General features: G+C 55.2%; 11 protein-coding genes. 7 read left to right on the plus strand and 4 right to left on the minus strand.

The window, feature by feature from the left end; genetic code table 11:
- Positions 1-2: 2 nt before the first annotated feature.
- The gene (fdnG, locus tag AC07P6_RS16035) at positions 3-3,050 is read right to left on the minus strand and encodes a formate dehydrogenase-N subunit alpha (protein WP_478313667.1); all 3,048 of its coding nucleotides are present in this window, start codon (positions 3,048-3,050) and stop codon (positions 3-5) included.
- 226 nt (positions 3,051-3,276) lie between these two features.
- On the opposite strand from fdnG, the gene yddG reads away from it, so the two are divergent.
- Positions 3,277-4,155, plus strand: coding sequence for an aromatic amino acid DMT transporter YddG (gene yddG, locus AC07P6_RS16040; protein ID WP_182238846.1), 879 nt, complete (start codon positions 3,277-3,279; stop codon positions 4,153-4,155).
- Positions 4,156-4,197: 42 nt separating this feature from the next.
- On the opposite strand, the gene AC07P6_RS16045 is transcribed toward yddG, so the two are convergent.
- The 3 genes from AC07P6_RS16045 to AC07P6_RS16055 all read right to left on the minus strand — a co-directional run bounded on the left by AC07P6_RS16045 (position 4,198) and on the right by AC07P6_RS16055 (position 7,847).
- Positions 4,198-5,478 carry a lysozyme inhibitor LprI family protein gene (locus AC07P6_RS16045; protein ID WP_478313669.1) on the minus strand — a complete coding sequence of 427 codons (1,281 nt, stop codon included), beginning with the start codon at positions 5,476-5,478 and terminating at the stop codon, positions 4,198-4,200.
- Between the two features lie 242 nt (positions 5,479-5,720).
- On the minus strand, positions 5,721-6,179 hold the full coding sequence (gene tnpA, locus AC07P6_RS16050) for an IS200/IS605 family transposase (RefSeq protein ID WP_478313671.1): 459 nt from the start codon (positions 6,177-6,179) through the stop codon (positions 5,721-5,723).
- Between the two features lie 177 nt (positions 6,180-6,356).
- The gene (locus AC07P6_RS16055; protein WP_478313672.1) at positions 6,357-7,847 is read right to left on the minus strand and encodes a SmvA family efflux MFS transporter; all 1,491 of its coding nucleotides are present in this window, start codon (positions 7,845-7,847) and stop codon (positions 6,357-6,359) included.
- Between the two features lie 119 nt (positions 7,848-7,966).
- Here AC07P6_RS16055 and AC07P6_RS16060 point away from each other — a divergent pair, with 119 nt between their 5' ends.
- The 6 genes from AC07P6_RS16060 (at position 7,967) to narI (ending at position 16,896) form a co-directional block, all read left to right on the plus strand.
- Positions 7,967-8,542 (plus strand): TetR family transcriptional regulator, encoded by a 576-nt coding sequence (locus tag AC07P6_RS16060; RefSeq protein WP_478313674.1) that lies wholly within the window; start codon positions 7,967-7,969, stop codon positions 8,540-8,542.
- A gap of 188 nt (positions 8,543-8,730) precedes the next feature.
- Positions 8,731-10,119 carry a NarK family nitrate/nitrite MFS transporter gene (locus tag AC07P6_RS16065; RefSeq protein WP_478313676.1) on the plus strand — a complete coding sequence of 463 codons (1,389 nt, stop codon included), beginning with the start codon at positions 8,731-8,733 and terminating at the stop codon, positions 10,117-10,119.
- A 123-nt stretch (positions 10,120-10,242) separates the two neighbouring features.
- Positions 10,243-13,983 (plus strand): nitrate reductase subunit alpha, encoded by a 3,741-nt coding sequence (locus AC07P6_RS16070; RefSeq protein WP_478313678.1) that lies wholly within the window; start codon positions 10,243-10,245, stop codon positions 13,981-13,983.
- Positions 13,980-15,524 (plus strand): nitrate reductase subunit beta, encoded by a 1,545-nt coding sequence (gene narH / locus AC07P6_RS16075; protein ID WP_110276571.1) that lies wholly within the window; start codon positions 13,980-13,982, stop codon positions 15,522-15,524. Before AC07P6_RS16070 ends, narH begins: the two co-directional genes overlap by 4 nt.
- Positions 15,524-16,219: a nitrate reductase molybdenum cofactor assembly chaperone gene (narW, locus tag AC07P6_RS16080; RefSeq protein WP_434663633.1), complete on the plus strand. Its 696-nt coding sequence runs from the start codon at positions 15,524-15,526 to the stop codon at positions 16,217-16,219. Before narH ends, narW begins: the two co-directional genes overlap by 1 nt.
- Positions 16,216-16,896 carry a respiratory nitrate reductase subunit gamma gene (gene narI / locus AC07P6_RS16085; RefSeq protein WP_142465938.1) on the plus strand — a complete coding sequence of 227 codons (681 nt, stop codon included), beginning with the start codon at positions 16,216-16,218 and terminating at the stop codon, positions 16,894-16,896. Before narW ends, narI begins: the two co-directional genes overlap by 4 nt.
- Positions 16,897-17,029: the final 133 nt, after the last annotated feature.

A 17,029-nucleotide genomic window follows, 5' to 3' on the forward strand; every position in this document is an offset into this window, starting at 1 on the left:
CCTTACGCTTTCTCGATGTTGACCAGAAACGCCTTGTACTCCGGCGTTTGCGAGTTGGAATCACCCACGTTCGGCGTCAGGGTATTGGCGATGTAACCTTTGCGGGCCACGCCTTCAAAACCCCAGTGCAGCGGGATCCCGACGGTTTCCACCTGCTGACCGTTAACGTTGAGCGTTTGCAGACGGCGGGTTACTACGGCCACCGCACGAATAAAGCCGCGCTTGCTGCTGACCGTCACCCGATCGCCATTGGCAATCCCCTTCGCGCTCGCCAGACCCTCGCTGATTTCGACAAACTGTTCCGGCTGCGCAATCGAGTTGAGCAGCGCATGCTTAGTCCAGGTGTGGAAATGCTCGGTCAGGCGATAAGTGGTACCGACATACGGGAACTTGTCCTTCTTACCTAAACGCAGGGCATCTTCTTCATACAAGCGCACCACCGGACTGGAGATGACGTTCGGATGCAGCGGGTTGGTCCCCAGCGGCGTTTCCATTGGCTCGTAGTGCTCCGGGAACGGCCCTTCAGCCAGCTTATCCAACGCAAAGAGGCGGCCAAGACCTTCTTGTTGCATGATAAACGGCCCGGTTTTACTGCCCGGCGGCGCGGTATTGAAGTCCGGAATATCATTCCCGACCCATTTACTGCCGTTCCACTGGATCAGCATCCGTTTCACATCCCACGGTTTACCGTTGATATCCGCCGAGGCGCGGTTATACAGCACGCGGCGGTTGAGCGGCCACGCCCATGCCCAGCCCAGCGTATTGCCAAGCCCTGACGGATCAGCGTTATCGCGGTTGGCCATCTGGTTGCCCTGCTCGGTCCAGCTCCCGGTGTAGATCCAGCAAGACGAAGCGGTGCTACCGTCATCACGCAGCAGCGCGAAGCTGTTCAGCAATTGACCTTTCTTCGCCAGCAGCACACCGTTGGCGTCGTATAGATCTTCCAGTGCATAGCCGTTGTTCTCTTTGGCGATCTCTTCCGACTCCGGATGATCCGGCTGTTTGTAGTTCCAGCCCATCTTCAGCAGCGGCTCGACGCCTTTGCCGCCTTCAGTGCGATACATCTCACGCAGACGGTGGTAAATACCGGCCAGAATTTCGCCGTCGTTACGTGCTTCGCCCGGCGCATCCTGACCCTTCCAGTGCCACTGCAACCAGCGCCCGGAGTTGGCGATAGAGCCATCCTCTTCGGCAAAGCAGGTGGACGGCAGACGGAATACTTCGGTCTGAATCGCGGCGGAATCGACGTCGTTAGACTCGCCGTGGTTTTGCCAGAAGGTCGATGTTTCGGTGACCAGCGGATCGATAACCACCATGTACTTCAGTTTGCTCAGGCTGCGGACAACTTTGTTTTTGTCCGGGAACGAAGCCACCGGGTTAAAGCCCTGGCAGATATAGCCGGTGACTTTGCCGTTATCCATCATATTGAAATACTTGATAACGTCGTAAGCCTGGTCCCACTTAGGTAACCAGTTAAAGCCCCAGTCGTTCTCTTTCTGCGCCGCGTCGCCATAGAAGGATTTCATCAGGCTGACGAAGAACTTCGGATAGTTGCTCCAGTAGTTCACCTGATCGGCAAGCGTTGCTTTTGGCGTATTCGCCGCCAGATAGCTTTGCAGGCTCGTCTGTTTTTCAGATGGCAGCGTCAGATAACCGGTCAGACTGGTCGAGAGCAGACCTAAATCGGTTAATCCCTGGATATTGGAGTGACCACGCAGCGCGTTCACGCCGCCGCCCGCCATGCCCATATTGCCAAGCAGCAGCTGGATCATCGCCATGGTGCGAATGTTCTGCGCCCCAACGGTATGCTGCGTCCAGCCCAGCGCGTACAGGAAGGTGGTGGTTCTATCCGCTGCGCTGGTAGAGGCCAGCACTTCGCACACTTTGAGGAAATCGGCTTTCGGCGTACCGCAGATGTTCTCCACCACCTCTGGAGTATAACGAGAAACGTGCTGTTTCAGCAGGTTCCACACGCAGCGAGGATGTTGCAGAGTTTCATCGCGCATGGCGTAGCCATTTTCGTCGAACTGATAGTTCCACGAAGATTTATCGTACTGACGTTTTTCAGCATCGTAGCCGCTGAACAGGCCATCATCAAAACCGAAATCTTCACGAATCAGCAGGTTAGCGTTGGTGTAGTGTTTAACGTACTCCGCATTGATTTTGTTATTTTGAATCAGGTACAGCAGAACGCCCGACAGGAAAGTAATGTCGGTACCAGAGCGAATCGGCGCATAGATATCAGCCACCGACGCCGTGCGCGTAAAGCGCGGGTCGACGACGATAAGCGTCGCATCGTTGTTGTTTTTCGCTTCCATCGCCCAGCGGAATCCCACCGGATGGGCTTCAGCGGCGTTACCGCCCATCACCACCACGACGTTAGCGTTTTTGATATCAACCCAGTGGTTGGTCATCGCACCGCGACCAAATGTTGGAGCAAGACTTGCTACCGTTGGTCCGTGTCAGACGCGCGCCTGGTTATCTACCGCCAGCATGCCGAGAGATCGCACAAACTTCTGCGTCAGCATACCGGTCTCATTACTGGCCGCCGAGGCGCACAGCATCCCGGTGGAGAGCCAGCGATTCACCGGGACGCCCTGTTCGTTCTTCTCGATAAAGTTGGCGTCGCGGTCGGCTTTCATCAGTTTAGCGATGCGGGTAAATGCCTCATCCCAGGAGATACGCTGCCATTTATCTGAACCCGGCGCGCGGTATTGCGGATAGCGCAGACGGTTTTCACTATGGACGTAGTCCAGCAGACCCGCGCCTTTCGGGCATAGCGCACCGCGGCTCACCGGGTGATCGGAGTCCCCTTCAATATGGTAAATCGATTCTTTAGCGTTTTTCGCGCCGTCGCCCAGGCTATACATTAATAGCCCGCAGCCCACGGAACAGTATGTGCAGGTGTTGCGGATCTCTTTCGCACGCAGCAATTTATAGTTGCGCGCCTGAGCCAGCGCCATTTTGGGTGCAAAACCCAATGCAGCAACTGTTGTTCCGGCCATACCGCCTGCGCAGATTTTAAAAAACTTTCTGCGGCTGACGTCCATTGTTCCCCTCCATGCGGGATGTTTATTCATCGAGGAAGGGAAAACTAACAGCAAAGCCCCTGTTTTATTTGCGTCAAATCAATGTCCAAAACGCATGCCCCCTTAATAGTCAGGAACGTCGAAATTCATTACCCCATTAGTATTAAGCGTTAAGGAAAATATCCCCCTGAAGCCAACAAAAAGTGTTATAAAACCCGACTGCATTTGAAGCAACATCAGGTTAAATATGGAAAAGAAGAGAGCTACGCTGATTGGATTCGCCGCCATTATTCTCTGGAGTACGATGGTCGGGTTGATACGCGGCGTTAGTGAAGGGCTTGGCCCGGTGGGCGGCGCGGCGATGATCTACAGTCTGAGCGGTATTTTGCTGATCTTTACCGTCGGCTTCCCGCAAATACGCCAAATCCCTCGCCCCTACTTACTGGCAGGTAGCCTGCTGTTCGTTAGCTATGAAATTTGCCTAGCGCTGTCGGTAGGATTAGCCGGAACTCGCCAGCAGGCGATTGAAGTGGGAATGGTCAATTATCTGTGGCCCAGCCTGACGATTTTATTCGCCATCTTGTTTAACGGGCAAAAAAGCAGCTGGCTGGTGATCCCCGGATTGTTACTGGCGTTATTTGGCGTTACCTGGGTATTAGGCGGTGAGCACGGTCTGAATATCGATGAAATAATCAGCAACGTAGTCTCCAGTCCGCTGAGCTATATTCTGGCCTTTGTCGGCGCGTTTATCTGGGCGGCCTACTGCACGGTTACCGCCAAATACGCAAAAGGCAAAAACGGCATTACTCTGTTTGTCCTGCTCACCGCCCTGACCCTGTGGCTGAAATTCCTGTTCAGCGAGCAGCCGCCGATGGTCTTTAGCTGGCCGGTCATCATCAAGCTGGTCACCCTGTCAGTCGCGCTGGGATTAGGATACGCGGCGTGGAACGTCGGTATCCTGCACGGCAACGTTAGCCTGCTGGCCGCCGCCTCCTATTTTACCCCAGTGCTCTCTTCGGCGCTGGCGGCGTTGTTGCTCAGCGCGGCACTCTCGTGGTCATTCTGGCAGGGTGCCGGGATGGTGTGCATCGGCTCCCTGCTCTGCTGGCAGGCGACCCGGCGCTAAGCTACCCGATGGCGGCGGATATCTTTCGCCGCCATCGGGACTTCATTTTTTAGCGATATAAATTTCGTAATGCTGCCCTTTCTTTTCTGCAGAATAAGTGCGGTATGTGGCAACAACCAGATCCTCATCGTTATAGTTCAGGTAGTAAGGTTGCAACATCCCTTCCACCGGTAATATACGCTGGGTGGTTTTATTTTTAATGTCTGTTTTCCAGATGCAGGCATAACCGCCATCGTTATCAAAATAAAATGAATTCTCATCGCCCCAGGCATAGTTGCGCATATATTCGAAATCATTACCCTTTGAAGTCTCCCCCTGCGCCAGGAATACATTAATCCCCTGATCCGGCCTGTCAGCCGGGAAATAGAACATCCCTTCGTCATAATCATCGCGTGACGCCAGGCGCCATTTCCCATCCGGGGACGCTACCCGACTGGTGCACTCCTGAGTTTCGCAGTAACCCACCCATGCCTCTTTTTTTAAGCTTGCCTCGCTGCGCGTGGTGCTCTGCGTTTTTTCCGCCTTGTCACTGGTGGGATCAAGAGTGTAAGTCTCTACCGTATAATCGGTGCTATCGACCAGCTCTGGATCGGGGCGCTGAAGAACGGAATAGACGATACTATTCGTACTACCGGGGTCGTATTTAATCATCACATCGTCACGGTATGAATATTCGTAATGAGCAACAATCAGTGACTTCCAGCCGTTTTCAACGCGAATAATATTGTTAACCTGCTTATCGCCCTCTCTTCCGGAGACAAGAAAATAGATAACCAGATCACCGTTCACCACTCTGTGCGTCAGCACTCGCCAGTCAGAGTCATCCAGTTTATAATTCCGTGATGAGATAACCCATTCTGGTACGATGACCTTAACCCGCCAGCGGTCCTCGGTAATGGTAAAACCATTTTTATTTTGCAAATTCTGCGCCATGGGCGGGTCGAGTAAATCGCCATCACGATTAAAAACGTCATCGACATTCCGAAAAGGTGAAATCGCGGTTAAGTCTTTATTTCTGGCAACATATTTTTCTTTTATACAAGAAATATCATCCCCACACTGATTTCTTTCTTTCACCCATTGGCGCTGTTCCCTGAACAATGTGCCGTGATTAATGCTATTATTAAGTGCCGAAGTAAAAAACAGGTTTAAAACATTATCCACACTTGATAGATAAGTATCATTACATATCGTTAATTCTGTCTTATTAAGATTTTGAGCAGAACAATCAAACCCTGCGGCATATACCGGCAGCGATGCTATAAATAACCCAGCACCGCAGGTTAACTTTTTTGCGTTACGACTAAAGCACGTCAGTGTCATTGTGAATTCCTTTTACCTTTCCCTGCCACTTTCTCATACGGTATCCGGAACATTAATTAACATACTCAGATGGTAAACGACAGCACAACGCATCTCCACATAGAAGAATCAGAAAAAATAAAGAAGATTGGATAAATAAATATCCTCCGGCATAGCCGGAGGTTTTTCAGATGCGCCTATAAGGCTCTGTTACCAGCCGCGCCCTAACAGGCGCATCACGACCTGACATTTGCATCTATGGATTACTTACCGCCCGTAAACGGGCTGCCAGGATATGGGATCGACAACTGCTCGCCCATTTTATCCTCTGCAAGTTGGTGCTTTATGTATTCTTGTATCCTGCTCGTGTTTTTCCCTACCGTATCAACGTAATACCCTCGGCACCAAAACTCTCTGTTACGGTATTTGAACTTCAAATCGCCAAACTGCTCATAAAGCATCAGGCTGCTCTTTCCCTTCAGGTACCCCATAAATCCAGATACACTCATCTTGGGCGGGATTTCCAGAAGCATATGGATGTGATCCACACAGCATTCCGCTTCCAGAATATTCACGTTTTTCCATTCGCACAGCTTTCTTAAAATACTCCCTATCGCTTTGCGTTTTTCCCCGTAGAACACCTGTCTCCGGTATTTCGGCGCAAAAACTATGTGATATTTACAGTTCCAGCGGGTGTGCGCTAAGCTCTTTTCGTCCCTCATTGGGACCCCCTTTTGATTTCTTGTTGAACGTTTGCAGTTGCCAGACCGCAAACTGTTTTAACAAATCAAAAGGGGTTTTTATAACTGGCCCAAAGCTGAAAGCTTTACTGAACCCCCAGCCTAGCTGGGGGTTTTCTGTGCACAATAAAAGCCGGAGAATAACTCCGGCAAAAGGAATTAATTCAATTCCGGCGCTTTCGCCAGGCTGCGCCAGATACCTGCCGTCAGCAGTAAAAGCAGGACGCCGGCCGTCGCCAGCACGATGCTGTGCGAGTTGATAAACGCCGTCTTCGCCGCCTCAATCAAACTTTGCGCCGGAATGGCGGGCATCGACTGCGCCAGCTTAATCGCCTCGCTAATCGATGATGACGCTTGCTCTGCCGCCGCGCCTTCCACACCCATCGGCAGAATAATTGACGACGTGTAGCTACGAGTCAGGATCAGGCCAAATAGCGCAATCCCCAGGCCTGCACCCAGCTCGTAGGCCATGGTTTCAATGGCTCCTGCTGCTGCGGCCTTCTCCTTCGGCGCGGCAGCCATAATCGCTGAGCTGGAGGCGAGCAGCGCGCTGGCGACGCTGAAGCCCAGTAGCGTCATCAGCCCCCAGGCCTGCCACTGCTGAGTGCTGAAATCGGTCATCGACAGGCCGAGGAAGCTCAGGGCGCTCAGCAACATACCGCCGGTCGCCACCTCGCGCAGCCCTAATCGTGACACCAGCATCCCGGCAATCGGCCCGCTAAACCCGCTGGCTACCATCACTGGCAGCATAAATAGCCCGGCCTCAAAAGGCGTTTTGTTATGCACAAACTGGAGTTCCTGCGCCATCAGCAGCTCGAAACCGACCAGGGTGATCAGCGCCGTCATCGCCATCATCACACCACTTAAAATAATGCGGTGGGTAAACAGACGCATATCGACCATCGGGCGTGCCGCCGAGAGCTGCTTACGCACAAACCATGTCAGCATCGCTGCGCCAGTAATCGCCACCAGTCCGGTTATCCACAGCGCCATTTGCCCTTTCAGCGCCGTTTTGGCGCTAAATACCAGCATCAGTATGGCGGCAATAAGGATCAACGCCTGGAATAAATTGAGCGGCTGTTCGCGCCGCGCAGGCTGGCGTGGGACCACTTTGGCATTAATCGCCATCACCACCAGCACGATCGGTACGTTGATCAGGAATACCGAGCCCCAATAGAAATGCTCCAGCAGCATGCCGCCAACCAGCGGGCCAAATGCCGCACCGCCAGAACCGACCGCCGCCCACAGGCCGAGCGCCATGTTACGATGGCGGGCTTCCGAGAAGGTGCTACGGATCCCGGCGAGCGTTGCCGGGACGATCATCGCTGCCCCTACCGCTAACAGCGCGCGGGAAGCAATGAGCGTCGCTGCCGTGGGTGAAAACGCCGCCGCCAGCGATGCCGCGCCAAAAATACCGCTACCGAGCAGCAGCAGCCGTTTGAAGCCGATTTTATCGCCCAACGCGCCCATCGGCAGCACCATGCCGGCCATCACCAGCGAATAGATATCAATAATCCACAGCAGCTCATTGCCGCTGGTTCCCAGCGCCACGCTCAGCGTCGGCGCAGCCACATGCAGTACCGTGGCGTCAATCGCCACCGGAATATAAACCAACAAAATCGCCATCAGCGTCAACCATTGCCGAGACATACTACTTTTCCTCAATGTTGAAATTGGACATTTGTCCAGGATGGCGATCCTGCCGTAATGTTGAACGAGTGTCCAACTTTTTGTTACTATCGCCAAAAAAACAGGGGTCACGGAACGTTATGAGCTATTTAAATCGCGATGCGCGTCGGGAAGTCATTGTGCTGGCAGCCATGCGCGTGGCGCTAAGAGGCGGACTGGGCGCGATGACAGTCCGCCAGATAGCGGCTGAGGCTGGCGTTGCCGCCGGGCAGTTGCATCACCACTTCACTTCCACTGGCGAGTTAAAAGCCCATACCTTTGTGCGCCTGATCCGAGAAATGCTCGATATGCCGCTGGTCAGCAATGATGCCAGCTGGCGCGAGCGCCTGTTTTCAATGGTCGGGAGCGATGACGGCAGGCTTGAGCCCTATATTCGCTTATGGCGCGAAGCACAGCTGCTGGCCGACAGCGACAGCGATATCAAAGGCGCATACCTGTTAACCATGAGCATGTGGCATGAAGAGACGCTGAAGATTATCCTGTGCGGAATCGAGGCGGGTGAGTTTCAGCCCAAGGACAACGCGGAAAGTATCGCCTGGCGGCTGATCGCCCTGGTCTGCGGCCTCGATGGTATTTACGCGTTGGGGATGCAGGAAATTGATGATGCCACCTTCAACCGTTATATAAACTATTATATATCGATGGAGTTATTTTAATTCAACGTTACATTCTGTAACAAATAATCCCCCCCGATTATTCGCGCGTCTTCTTATGACGCGCTTTTCTTATCTATTCTTCAATCATTACAACGGATAAAAAAACCACCTCTGCATACAGTATTTTCTTAATTTACTGTTTTTACTTATTTATTCTTTTCACTGAATACTGTTCATTCGAGGGCAATATGTCGACAGAAAATGAGAAGAAGAATCATTACCTTTTAAAAGAGTGGAAGCCAGAAAACGCGGCATTCTGGGAAAATAAGGGAAAGAAAATAGCGCGGAGGAATCTTTGCATTTCCGTGGCTTGTCTGCTACTCGCCTTTTGCGTGTGGATGCTATTTAGTGCCGTCGCGGTCAATCTCAATAAAGTCGGATTTAATTTCACCACCGACCAACTCTTTTTATTAACCGCCCTGCCTTCACTTTCCGGCGCAATATTACGCGTACCCTACTCCTTTATGGTGCCTATATTTGGCGGGCGCTACTGGACGGTATTAAGCACGATTATTCTGGTGGTGCCCTGCATCTGGCTGGCAATTGCTATTCAAAATACCGCTACTCCATTTTGGGTATTTATCACCATTGCCCTGCTGTGCGGTTTTGCTGGTGCCAACTTTGCTTCCAGCATGGGAAATATCAGCTTTTTCTTTCCCAAAGCCAAACAGGGCAGCGCGCTGGGGGTGAACGGCGGGCTCGGCAACCTCGGCGTCAGCGTGATGCAGATGATTGCTCCGGCGGTGATCTTCCTGCCGATATTCGCGTTCCTCGGCGTTCACGGGGTTCCCCAGGAAGATGGCTCCATCCTCGCGCTAAGCAACGCGGCTATTGTCTGGGTACCGCTGCTGGTCATCGCCACCATTGCTGCCTGGGTGGGCATGAACGATATTGCCAGCTCAAAGGCTTCGGTTCGCGATCAGCTCCCGGTCCTGAAGCGCCCGCATATGTGGCTGTTAAGCCTGTTATATCTGGCGACGTTTGGTTCTTTTATCGGCTTTTCCGCCGGTTTTGCCATGCTGGCGAAAACGCAGTTCCCGGACGTCAACATCCTCAAGCTGGCCTTCTTCGGGCCGTTCATCGGCGCGCTGGCGCGTTCATTCGGCGGCATTATCTCCGACCGTCTCGGCGGCGTCCGGGTCACCCTGATCAACTTTATCCTGATGGCGCTGTTTACCGGCCTGCTGTTCCTCACCCTGCCTGGCTCCGGTTCCGGCAGCTTCCTCGCCTTTTACGTGGTGTTTATGGGGCTGTTTCTGACCGCCGGTCTCGGCAGCGGCTCCACCTTCCAGATGATCGCCGTAATTTTCCGTCAGATCACTATCGAGAGCGTTAAGAAGCGCGGCGGCAGCGACGAACAGGCCCAGCACGAAGCGGTAACCGATACCGCGGCGGCGCTCGGGTTTATCTCCGCCATCGGCGCGATTGGCGGCTTCTTTATTCCGAAAGCCTTCGGCACCTCTTTAGCCATGACCGGCTCGCCGGTCGGGGCCATGAAAGTGTTCTTTGTCTTCTACGTCGTGTGTGTGCTGGTGACGTGGTTGGTCTATGGCCGACGCACACCGGCAAAAAAATAACGAGAAATTTGCCGGATGGCAGCTAACGCCTTATCCGGCCTACGGGATCGAGCGGTCTTGTAGGCCGGATAAGCCATCCGGCAATGGCACGATGCCGTACATTATCGAAGCAGGAGAAATGTCATGAGTAAACTACTGGATCGCTTTCGCTACTTTAAGCAGAAAGGCGAGACCTTTGCCAACGGTCATGGTCAGGTGTACAACACCAACCGCGACTGGGAAGATAGCTACCGTCAGCGCTGGCAGTTCGACAAGATTGTCCGCTCCACGCACGGTGTGAACTGTACGGGCTCATGCAGTTGGAAGATTTACGTTAAGAACGGGCTGGTCACCTGGGAAACCCAGCAAACCGACTACCCGCGCACCCGCCCTGACCTGCCCAACCACGAACCCCGCGGTTGCCCGCGCGGTGCAAGCTACTCCTGGTATCTTTACAGCGCTAACCGCCTGAAGTATCCGCTGGCGCGCAAGCGGCTGATCGAGCTATGGCGCGAGGCGCTGGCTCAGCATCCGGATCCGGTGATGGCCTGGGACAGCATCATGCAGGACCCGGTCAAAACCCTCAGCTACAAGCAGGTGCGCGGTAAAGGGGGTTTTATCCGCTCCAGTTGGAAAGAACTGAACCAGCTGATTGCCGCCGCCAACGTCTGGACGATTAAAAACTACGGCCCGGACCGCGTCGCTGGCTTCTCGCCGATCCCGGCGATGTCGATGGTCTCTTACGCCGCCGGTACCCGTTACCTGTCGCTGCTTGGCGGTACCTGCCTGAGCTTTTACGACTGGTACTGCGACCTTCCCCCCGCATCGCCGATGACCTGGGGCGAGCAGACTGACGTCCCGGAATCCGCCGACTGGTACAACTCCAGCTACATTATCGCCTGGGGTTCCAACGTTCCGCAGACCCGTACGCCGGACGCCCACTTCTTTACCGAAGTCCGTTACAAAGGCACGAAAACCATCGCCATTACCCCGGATTATTCGGAAGTCGCCAAGCTTTGCGATCAGTGGCTGGCCCCAAAACAGGGTACCGACAGCGCGCTGGCGATGGCGATGGGCCACGTGATCCTTAAAGCGTTTCACCTTGATAACCCCAGCGATTACTTCCTCAACTATTGCCGCACCTATACCGATATGCCGATGCTGGTGATGCTCGACCCGCGCGAGGATGGTAGCTACGTGCCGGGGCGTATGGTACGGGCCTCCGATCTGGTCGACGGGCTGGGCGAAAGCAACAATCCGGAATGGAAAACCGTGGCGTATAACAGCGCAGGCGAGCTGGTCGCGCCTAACGGTTCAATTGGCTTCCGCTGGGGTGAAAAAGGTAAATGGAACCTTGAGCAGCGGGCTGCCGGGCAAGAAACAGAATTAACGTTGTCGCTGCTGGACAGCCGCGATAGCGTCGTTTCGGTTGGTTTCCCCTACTTCGGCGGCAACGAAAATCCGCACTTTCGTAGCGTCAAACAAGATCCAGTGACGATTCATCAGCTCCCGGTCAAACAGCTGCCGCTGGCTAATGGCGAAACCGGCCTGGTGGTGAGCGTTTATGACCTGATACTTGCCAACTACGGACTCGATCGCGGCATAGAGGACACCAACGCGGCAAAAGATTTTGCTGAAGTGAAAGCTTATACCCCGGCGTGGGCCGAGCAGATCACCGGCGTACCGCGCCAGCATATCGAGCAGATCGCCCTGGAATTCGCCGATACCGCACATAAAACCCACGGTCGGTCGATGATTATCCTCGGAGCCGGTGTCAACCACTGGTATCACATGGATATGAACTACCGCGGGATGATCAATATGCTGGTGTTCTGCGGCTGCGTTGGTCAGAGCGGCGGCGGCTGGTCGCACTACGTCGGCCAGGAGAAGCTGCGCCCGCAAACCGGCTGGCTACCGCTGGCGTTCGCCCTCGACTGGAACCGCCCGCCGCGCCAGATGAACAGCACTTCTTATTTCTACAATCACGCCTGCCAGTGGCGCTATGAAAAACTTACCGCTCAGGAGCTGCTGTCGCCGCTGGCGGACGCCAGTAAATTTAGCGGTCACTTGATCGACTTTAACGTGCGCGCCGAGCGTATGGGCTGGCTCCCCTCTGCGCCGCAGCTGGGCGTCAATCCGCTCACCATCAAACAGCAGGCCGCCGCCGCAGGTCTTTCCCCGGCCGACTTTACCGCTCAGGCGCTGAAGTCCGGCGATATCCGCTTTGCCTGCGAGCAGCCGGATAACGGCAAGAACCACCCACGTAACCTGTTTATCTGGCGCTCCAACCTGCTGGGTTCCTCCGGCAAGGGCCACGAGTATATGCTCAAATATCTGCTGGGTACCGACAGCGGGATTCAGGGCGATGAGCTAGGTGCGACCGATGACGTGAAGCCCGAAGAGGTGGAGTGGCAGACCGCCGCCATCGAGGGCAAGCTCGACCTGCTGGTGACCCTTGATTTCCGCATGTCCAGCACCTGCCTGTTCTCCGATATCGTTCTGCCGACCGCCACCTGGTACGAAAAAGACGATATGAACACCTCGGACATGCATCCGTTTATCCACCCGCTCTCCGCCGCCGTCGACCCGGCGTGGGAGGCGAAAAGCGACTGGGAAATCTATAAGGATATCGCCAAAACCTTCTCGGAAGTCTGCGTTGGTCATCTCGACAAAGAGACCGATGTGGTGCTGGTGCCGCTGCAGCACGACTCCCCGGCGGAGCTGTCGCAACCCTTTGACGTGCTCGACTGGCGCAAAGGCGAATGCGATTTAATCCCCGGTAAAACCGCCCCGTCGATTGCCGTCGTTGAACGTGACTATCCGGCCACTTACGAGCGTTTCACCTCTCTCGGCCCGCTGCTCGACAAGCTGGGCAACGGCGGCAAAGGCATTTCGTGGAACACCCAGAGCGAGGTCGATTTCCTCGGCAAGCTTAACTACGTCAAACTTGATGGCCCGGCAAAAGGCCGTCCGCGCATTGATAGCGCCATTGACGCCTCGGAAGTGATCCTCGCCCTCGCCCCGGAAACCAACGGTCAGGTGGCGGTAAAAGCCTGGCAGGCGCTCGGTGAATTTACCGGGCGTGAACATACCCATCTGGCGCTGAATAAAGAGGATGAAAAAATCCGCTTTCGCGATATTCAGGCCCAGCCGCGCAAGATTATCTCCAGCCCAACCTGGTCAGGCCTGGAAAGCGAGCACGTTTCATATAACGCCAGCTATACCAACGTCCATGAACTGATCCCCTGGCGTACGCTGTCCGGCCGCCAACAGCTGTATCAGGATCACCCCTGGATGCGCGCCTTTGGTGAAAGCCTGGTGGCCTATCGCCCGCCAATCGACACCCGCAGCGTCAGCCACATGAAGGAGATCCCCCCTAATGGATTCCCGGAAAAAGCACTTAACTTCCTGACGCCGCACCAGAAATGGGGCATCCACTCCACCTACAGTGAAAATCTGCTGATGCTGACCCTGTCGCGCGGCGGGCCGATTGTGTGGCTTAGCGAAACCGACGCCAAAGAGCTGGGCATTGAGGATAACGACTGGATTGAAGCCTTTAACGCCAACGGTGCGCTCACCGCCCGTGCGGTGGTCAGCCAGCGCGTACCGCCGGGCATGACCATGATGTATCACGCTCAGGAACGCCTGATGAATATTCCGGGCTCGGAAGTCACCGGTCGGCGCGGCGGGATCCATAACTCGGTCACCCGCGTGTGTCCGAAACCGACGCATATGATCGGCGGCTATGCCCAACTGGCCTACGGTTTTAACTACTACGGCACCGTCGGCTCCAACCGCGATGAGTTCATCATGATCCGCAAAATGAAAAATATTGACTGGCTGGATGACGAAGGTCGCGATCAGGTTCAGGAGGCGAAAAAATGAAAATACGCTCACAGGTCGGCATGGTTCTTAATCTCGACAAATGCATTGGCTGCCACACCTGCTCGGTCACCTGTAAAAACGTCTGGAGCAGCCGTGAAGGGATGGAGTACGCATGGTTTAACAACGTGGAAACCAAACCGGGTATCGGCTATCCGAAGAACTGGGAAGATCAGGAGGCGTGGCAAGGCGGCTGGGTTCGCAGCATTACCGGCAAGCTCACTCCGCGCCTCGGCAACCGTGTCGGCGTACTGTCTAAAATCTTTGCCAACCCGCTGATTCCGGGCATTGACGACTATTACGAACCGTTCACTTACGACTACCAGCACCTGCACAATGCGGCTGAAGGTAAACATCTGCCCACCGCCCGCCCGCGCTCGCTGATCAGTGGCCAGCGTATGAACAAGATTGAATGGGGCCCGAACTGGGAAGAACTGCTCGGCGGCGAGTTTGAAAAGCGTGCCCACGACCAGAACTTTGCCGCAATGCAAAAGGAGATGTACGGTCAGTTCGAAAACACCTTCATGATGTATCTCCCGCGTCTGTGCGAACACTGTCTCAACCCAAGCTGTGTCGCCACCTGCCCGAGCGGCGCTATCTACAAGCGTGAAGAAGACGGTATCGTACTGATCGACCAGGACAAATGCCGCGGCTGGCGACTGTGCATCAGCGGCTGTCCGTACAAAAAAATCTACTTTAACTGGAAGAGCGGCAAGTCGGAGAAATGCATCTTCTGCTACCCGCGTATCGAATCCGGACAACCGACGGTCTGCTCCGAAACCTGCGTCGGGCGCATCCGTTACCTCGGGGTGCTGCTGTATGACGCGGACCGCATCGAAGAAGCAGCCAGCACCGAACATGAAACCGATCTCTACGAGCGCCAGTGCGACGTGTTCCTCGATCCGCATGACCCGGCGGTGATCGAAGAGGCGTTGAAGCAAGGCATCCCGCATAACGTGATTGACGCAGCGCAGAAATCCCCGGTCTACAAGCTGGCGATGGACTGGAAGCTTGCCCTACCGCTGCATCCGGAATACCGCACTCTGCCGATGGTCTGGTACGTCCCGCCGCTGTCGCCGATTCAGTCGGTGGCCGATGCGGGCGGCCTGCCGAGCAACGGCAATATTCTCCCGGCGGTGGAAAGCCTACGCATTCCGGTGCAATACCTCGCAAATCTGCTCAGTGCGGGCGATACCGGCCCGGTGCTGCGCGCCCTGAAACGCATGATGGCGATGCGTCACTACAAACGCTCCCAGACAGTGGAAGGCGTCACCGACACCCGCGCCATCGAAGAAGTCGGCTTAAGCGTGGAACAAGTTGAGGACATGTACCGCTATCTGGCGATAGCCAACTACGAAGACCGCTTTGTGATCCCAACCAGCCACCGCGAAATGGCGGAAGACGCTTTCCCGGAAAAAAACGGCTGCGGCTTCACCTTCGGCGATGGCTGCCATGGGTCGGATACCAAGTTCAACCTCTTCAACAGTCGGCGCATCGACGCCATTGACATCGGTGGCGTGCGCAAACACGGGGAGGGAGAATAATGCAGATCCTCAAAGTCATTGGTCTGCTGCTGGAGTATCCGGACGAGGTGCTGTGGGAGAACCGTGAGGAGGCGCTGACGCTGGTCAGCGCCGATGCTCCGGAGCTGCTACCTTTCGTCGGGCCGCTGCTGGCAGCGAAGCTCCTCGACCGACAGGCCGAATGGTGCGAAGTGTTCGAGCGCGGGCGTGCTACTTCGCTGCTGCTGTTCGAACACGTCCACGCCGAATCCCGCGATCGCGGCCAGGCGATGGTTGATTTAATGGGCCAGTATGAACAGGCCGGTTTGCAGCTAAACAGCCGCGAACTGCCGGACCACCTGCCGCTCTATCTGGAGTATCTGAGCATCTTACCGGAGAGCGAAGCCCGCGAAGGGTTACAGAACGTCGCGCCGATTCTGGCGCTGCTCGGCGGGCGCTTGAAGCAAAGAGAGTGTGAATACTATCGGCTGTTTGACGTACTGCTGTCGCTGGCTGATAGTCAGTTAAACAGTGACAGTGTCACGAAGCAGGTGGCGGGGGAAAAGCGCGACGATACCCGCCAGGCGCTGGATGCAGTGTGGGAGGAGGAGCAGGTGAAGTTTATCGAAGATAACGCCACCGCCTGCGACAGCTCCCCAATGCAGTCTTATCAACGACGCTTTAGCCAGGACGTGGCACCACAGTATGTCGACGTCCGTGCCGGAGGCCCGAAATGATACAGTACCTTAACGTCTTCTTTTACGATATCTACCCCTACCTCTGCGGCACGGTTTTCCTGATCGGCAGCTGGCTGCGCTACGATTACGGACAGTACACCTGGCGCGCCTCGTCAAGCCAGATGCTGGATAAGCGCGGGATGGTGCTTTGGTCGAACCTGTTCCATATCGGCATTCTCGGGATCTTCTTCGGCCACTTCTTCGGCATGTTGACGCCGCATTGGGTCTATTCCTGGTTCCTGCCGATGTCGCAGAAGCAGCTGATGGCGATGATCCTTGGCGGGGTTTGCGGTGTGCTGACGTTAGTCGGCGGCATCGGGCTGCTGGTTCGTCGTCTGACGAATCCGCGCATTCGCGCCACCTCCACCACCGCGGATATCCTGATTCTGAGCATTCTGCTGATTCAGTGCGCGCTCGGCCTGACGACCATTCCGTTCTCCGCGCAGCACCCGGACGGTAGCGAAATGCTAAAACTGGTGGACTGGGCGCAGGCGGTCGTGACCTTCCACGGCGGCGCGTCGGCGCATCTTGACGGCGTGGCGTGGATTTATCGTGTCCATCTGGTGCTTGGGATGACCATCTTCCTGATATTTCCGTTCACCCGCCTGGTGCACGTCTGGAGCGCCCCGGTGGAGTATTTCACCCGCCGCTATCAGGTAGTACGTTCAAGGCGCTGAGCCTTTCCCCTCACCCCGACCCTCTCCCCAAATGCGGGGAGAGGGAGAAAGGCAGACTGGCGCAGAACGCAAACTCCACACCGTACGATCCCCTCTCCCTTCCAGGGGGAGGGTTAGGGTGAGGGTAAAACGT

Source organism: Klebsiella sp. GFKo11 (assembly GCF_056490265.1).

Coding starts and splice junctions, on each gene's coding strand:
- yddG (WP_182238846.1), top strand. CDS start 3,277: ATGGAAAAGAAGAGAGCTACGCTGATTGGATTCGCCGCCATTATTCTC.
- AC07P6_RS16045 (WP_478313669.1), bottom strand. CDS start 5,478: ATGACACTGACGTGCTTTAGTCGTAACGCAAAAAAGTTAACCTGCGGT.
- tnpA (WP_478313671.1), bottom strand. CDS start 6,179: ATGAGGGACGAAAAGAGCTTAGCGCACACCCGCTGGAACTGTAAATAT.
- AC07P6_RS16055 (WP_478313672.1), bottom strand. CDS start 7,847: ATGTCTCGGCAATGGTTGACGCTGATGGCGATTTTGTTGGTTTATATT.
- AC07P6_RS16060 (WP_478313674.1), top strand. CDS start 7,967: ATGAGCTATTTAAATCGCGATGCGCGTCGGGAAGTCATTGTGCTGGCA.
- AC07P6_RS16065 (WP_478313676.1), top strand. CDS start 8,731: ATGTCGACAGAAAATGAGAAGAAGAATCATTACCTTTTAAAAGAGTGG.
- AC07P6_RS16070 (WP_478313678.1), top strand. CDS start 10,243: ATGAGTAAACTACTGGATCGCTTTCGCTACTTTAAGCAGAAAGGCGAG.
- narH (WP_110276571.1), top strand. CDS start 13,980: ATGAAAATACGCTCACAGGTCGGCATGGTTCTTAATCTCGACAAATGC.
- narW (WP_434663633.1), top strand. CDS start 15,524: ATGCAGATCCTCAAAGTCATTGGTCTGCTGCTGGAGTATCCGGACGAG.
- narI (WP_142465938.1), top strand. CDS start 16,216: ATGATACAGTACCTTAACGTCTTCTTTTACGATATCTACCCCTACCTC.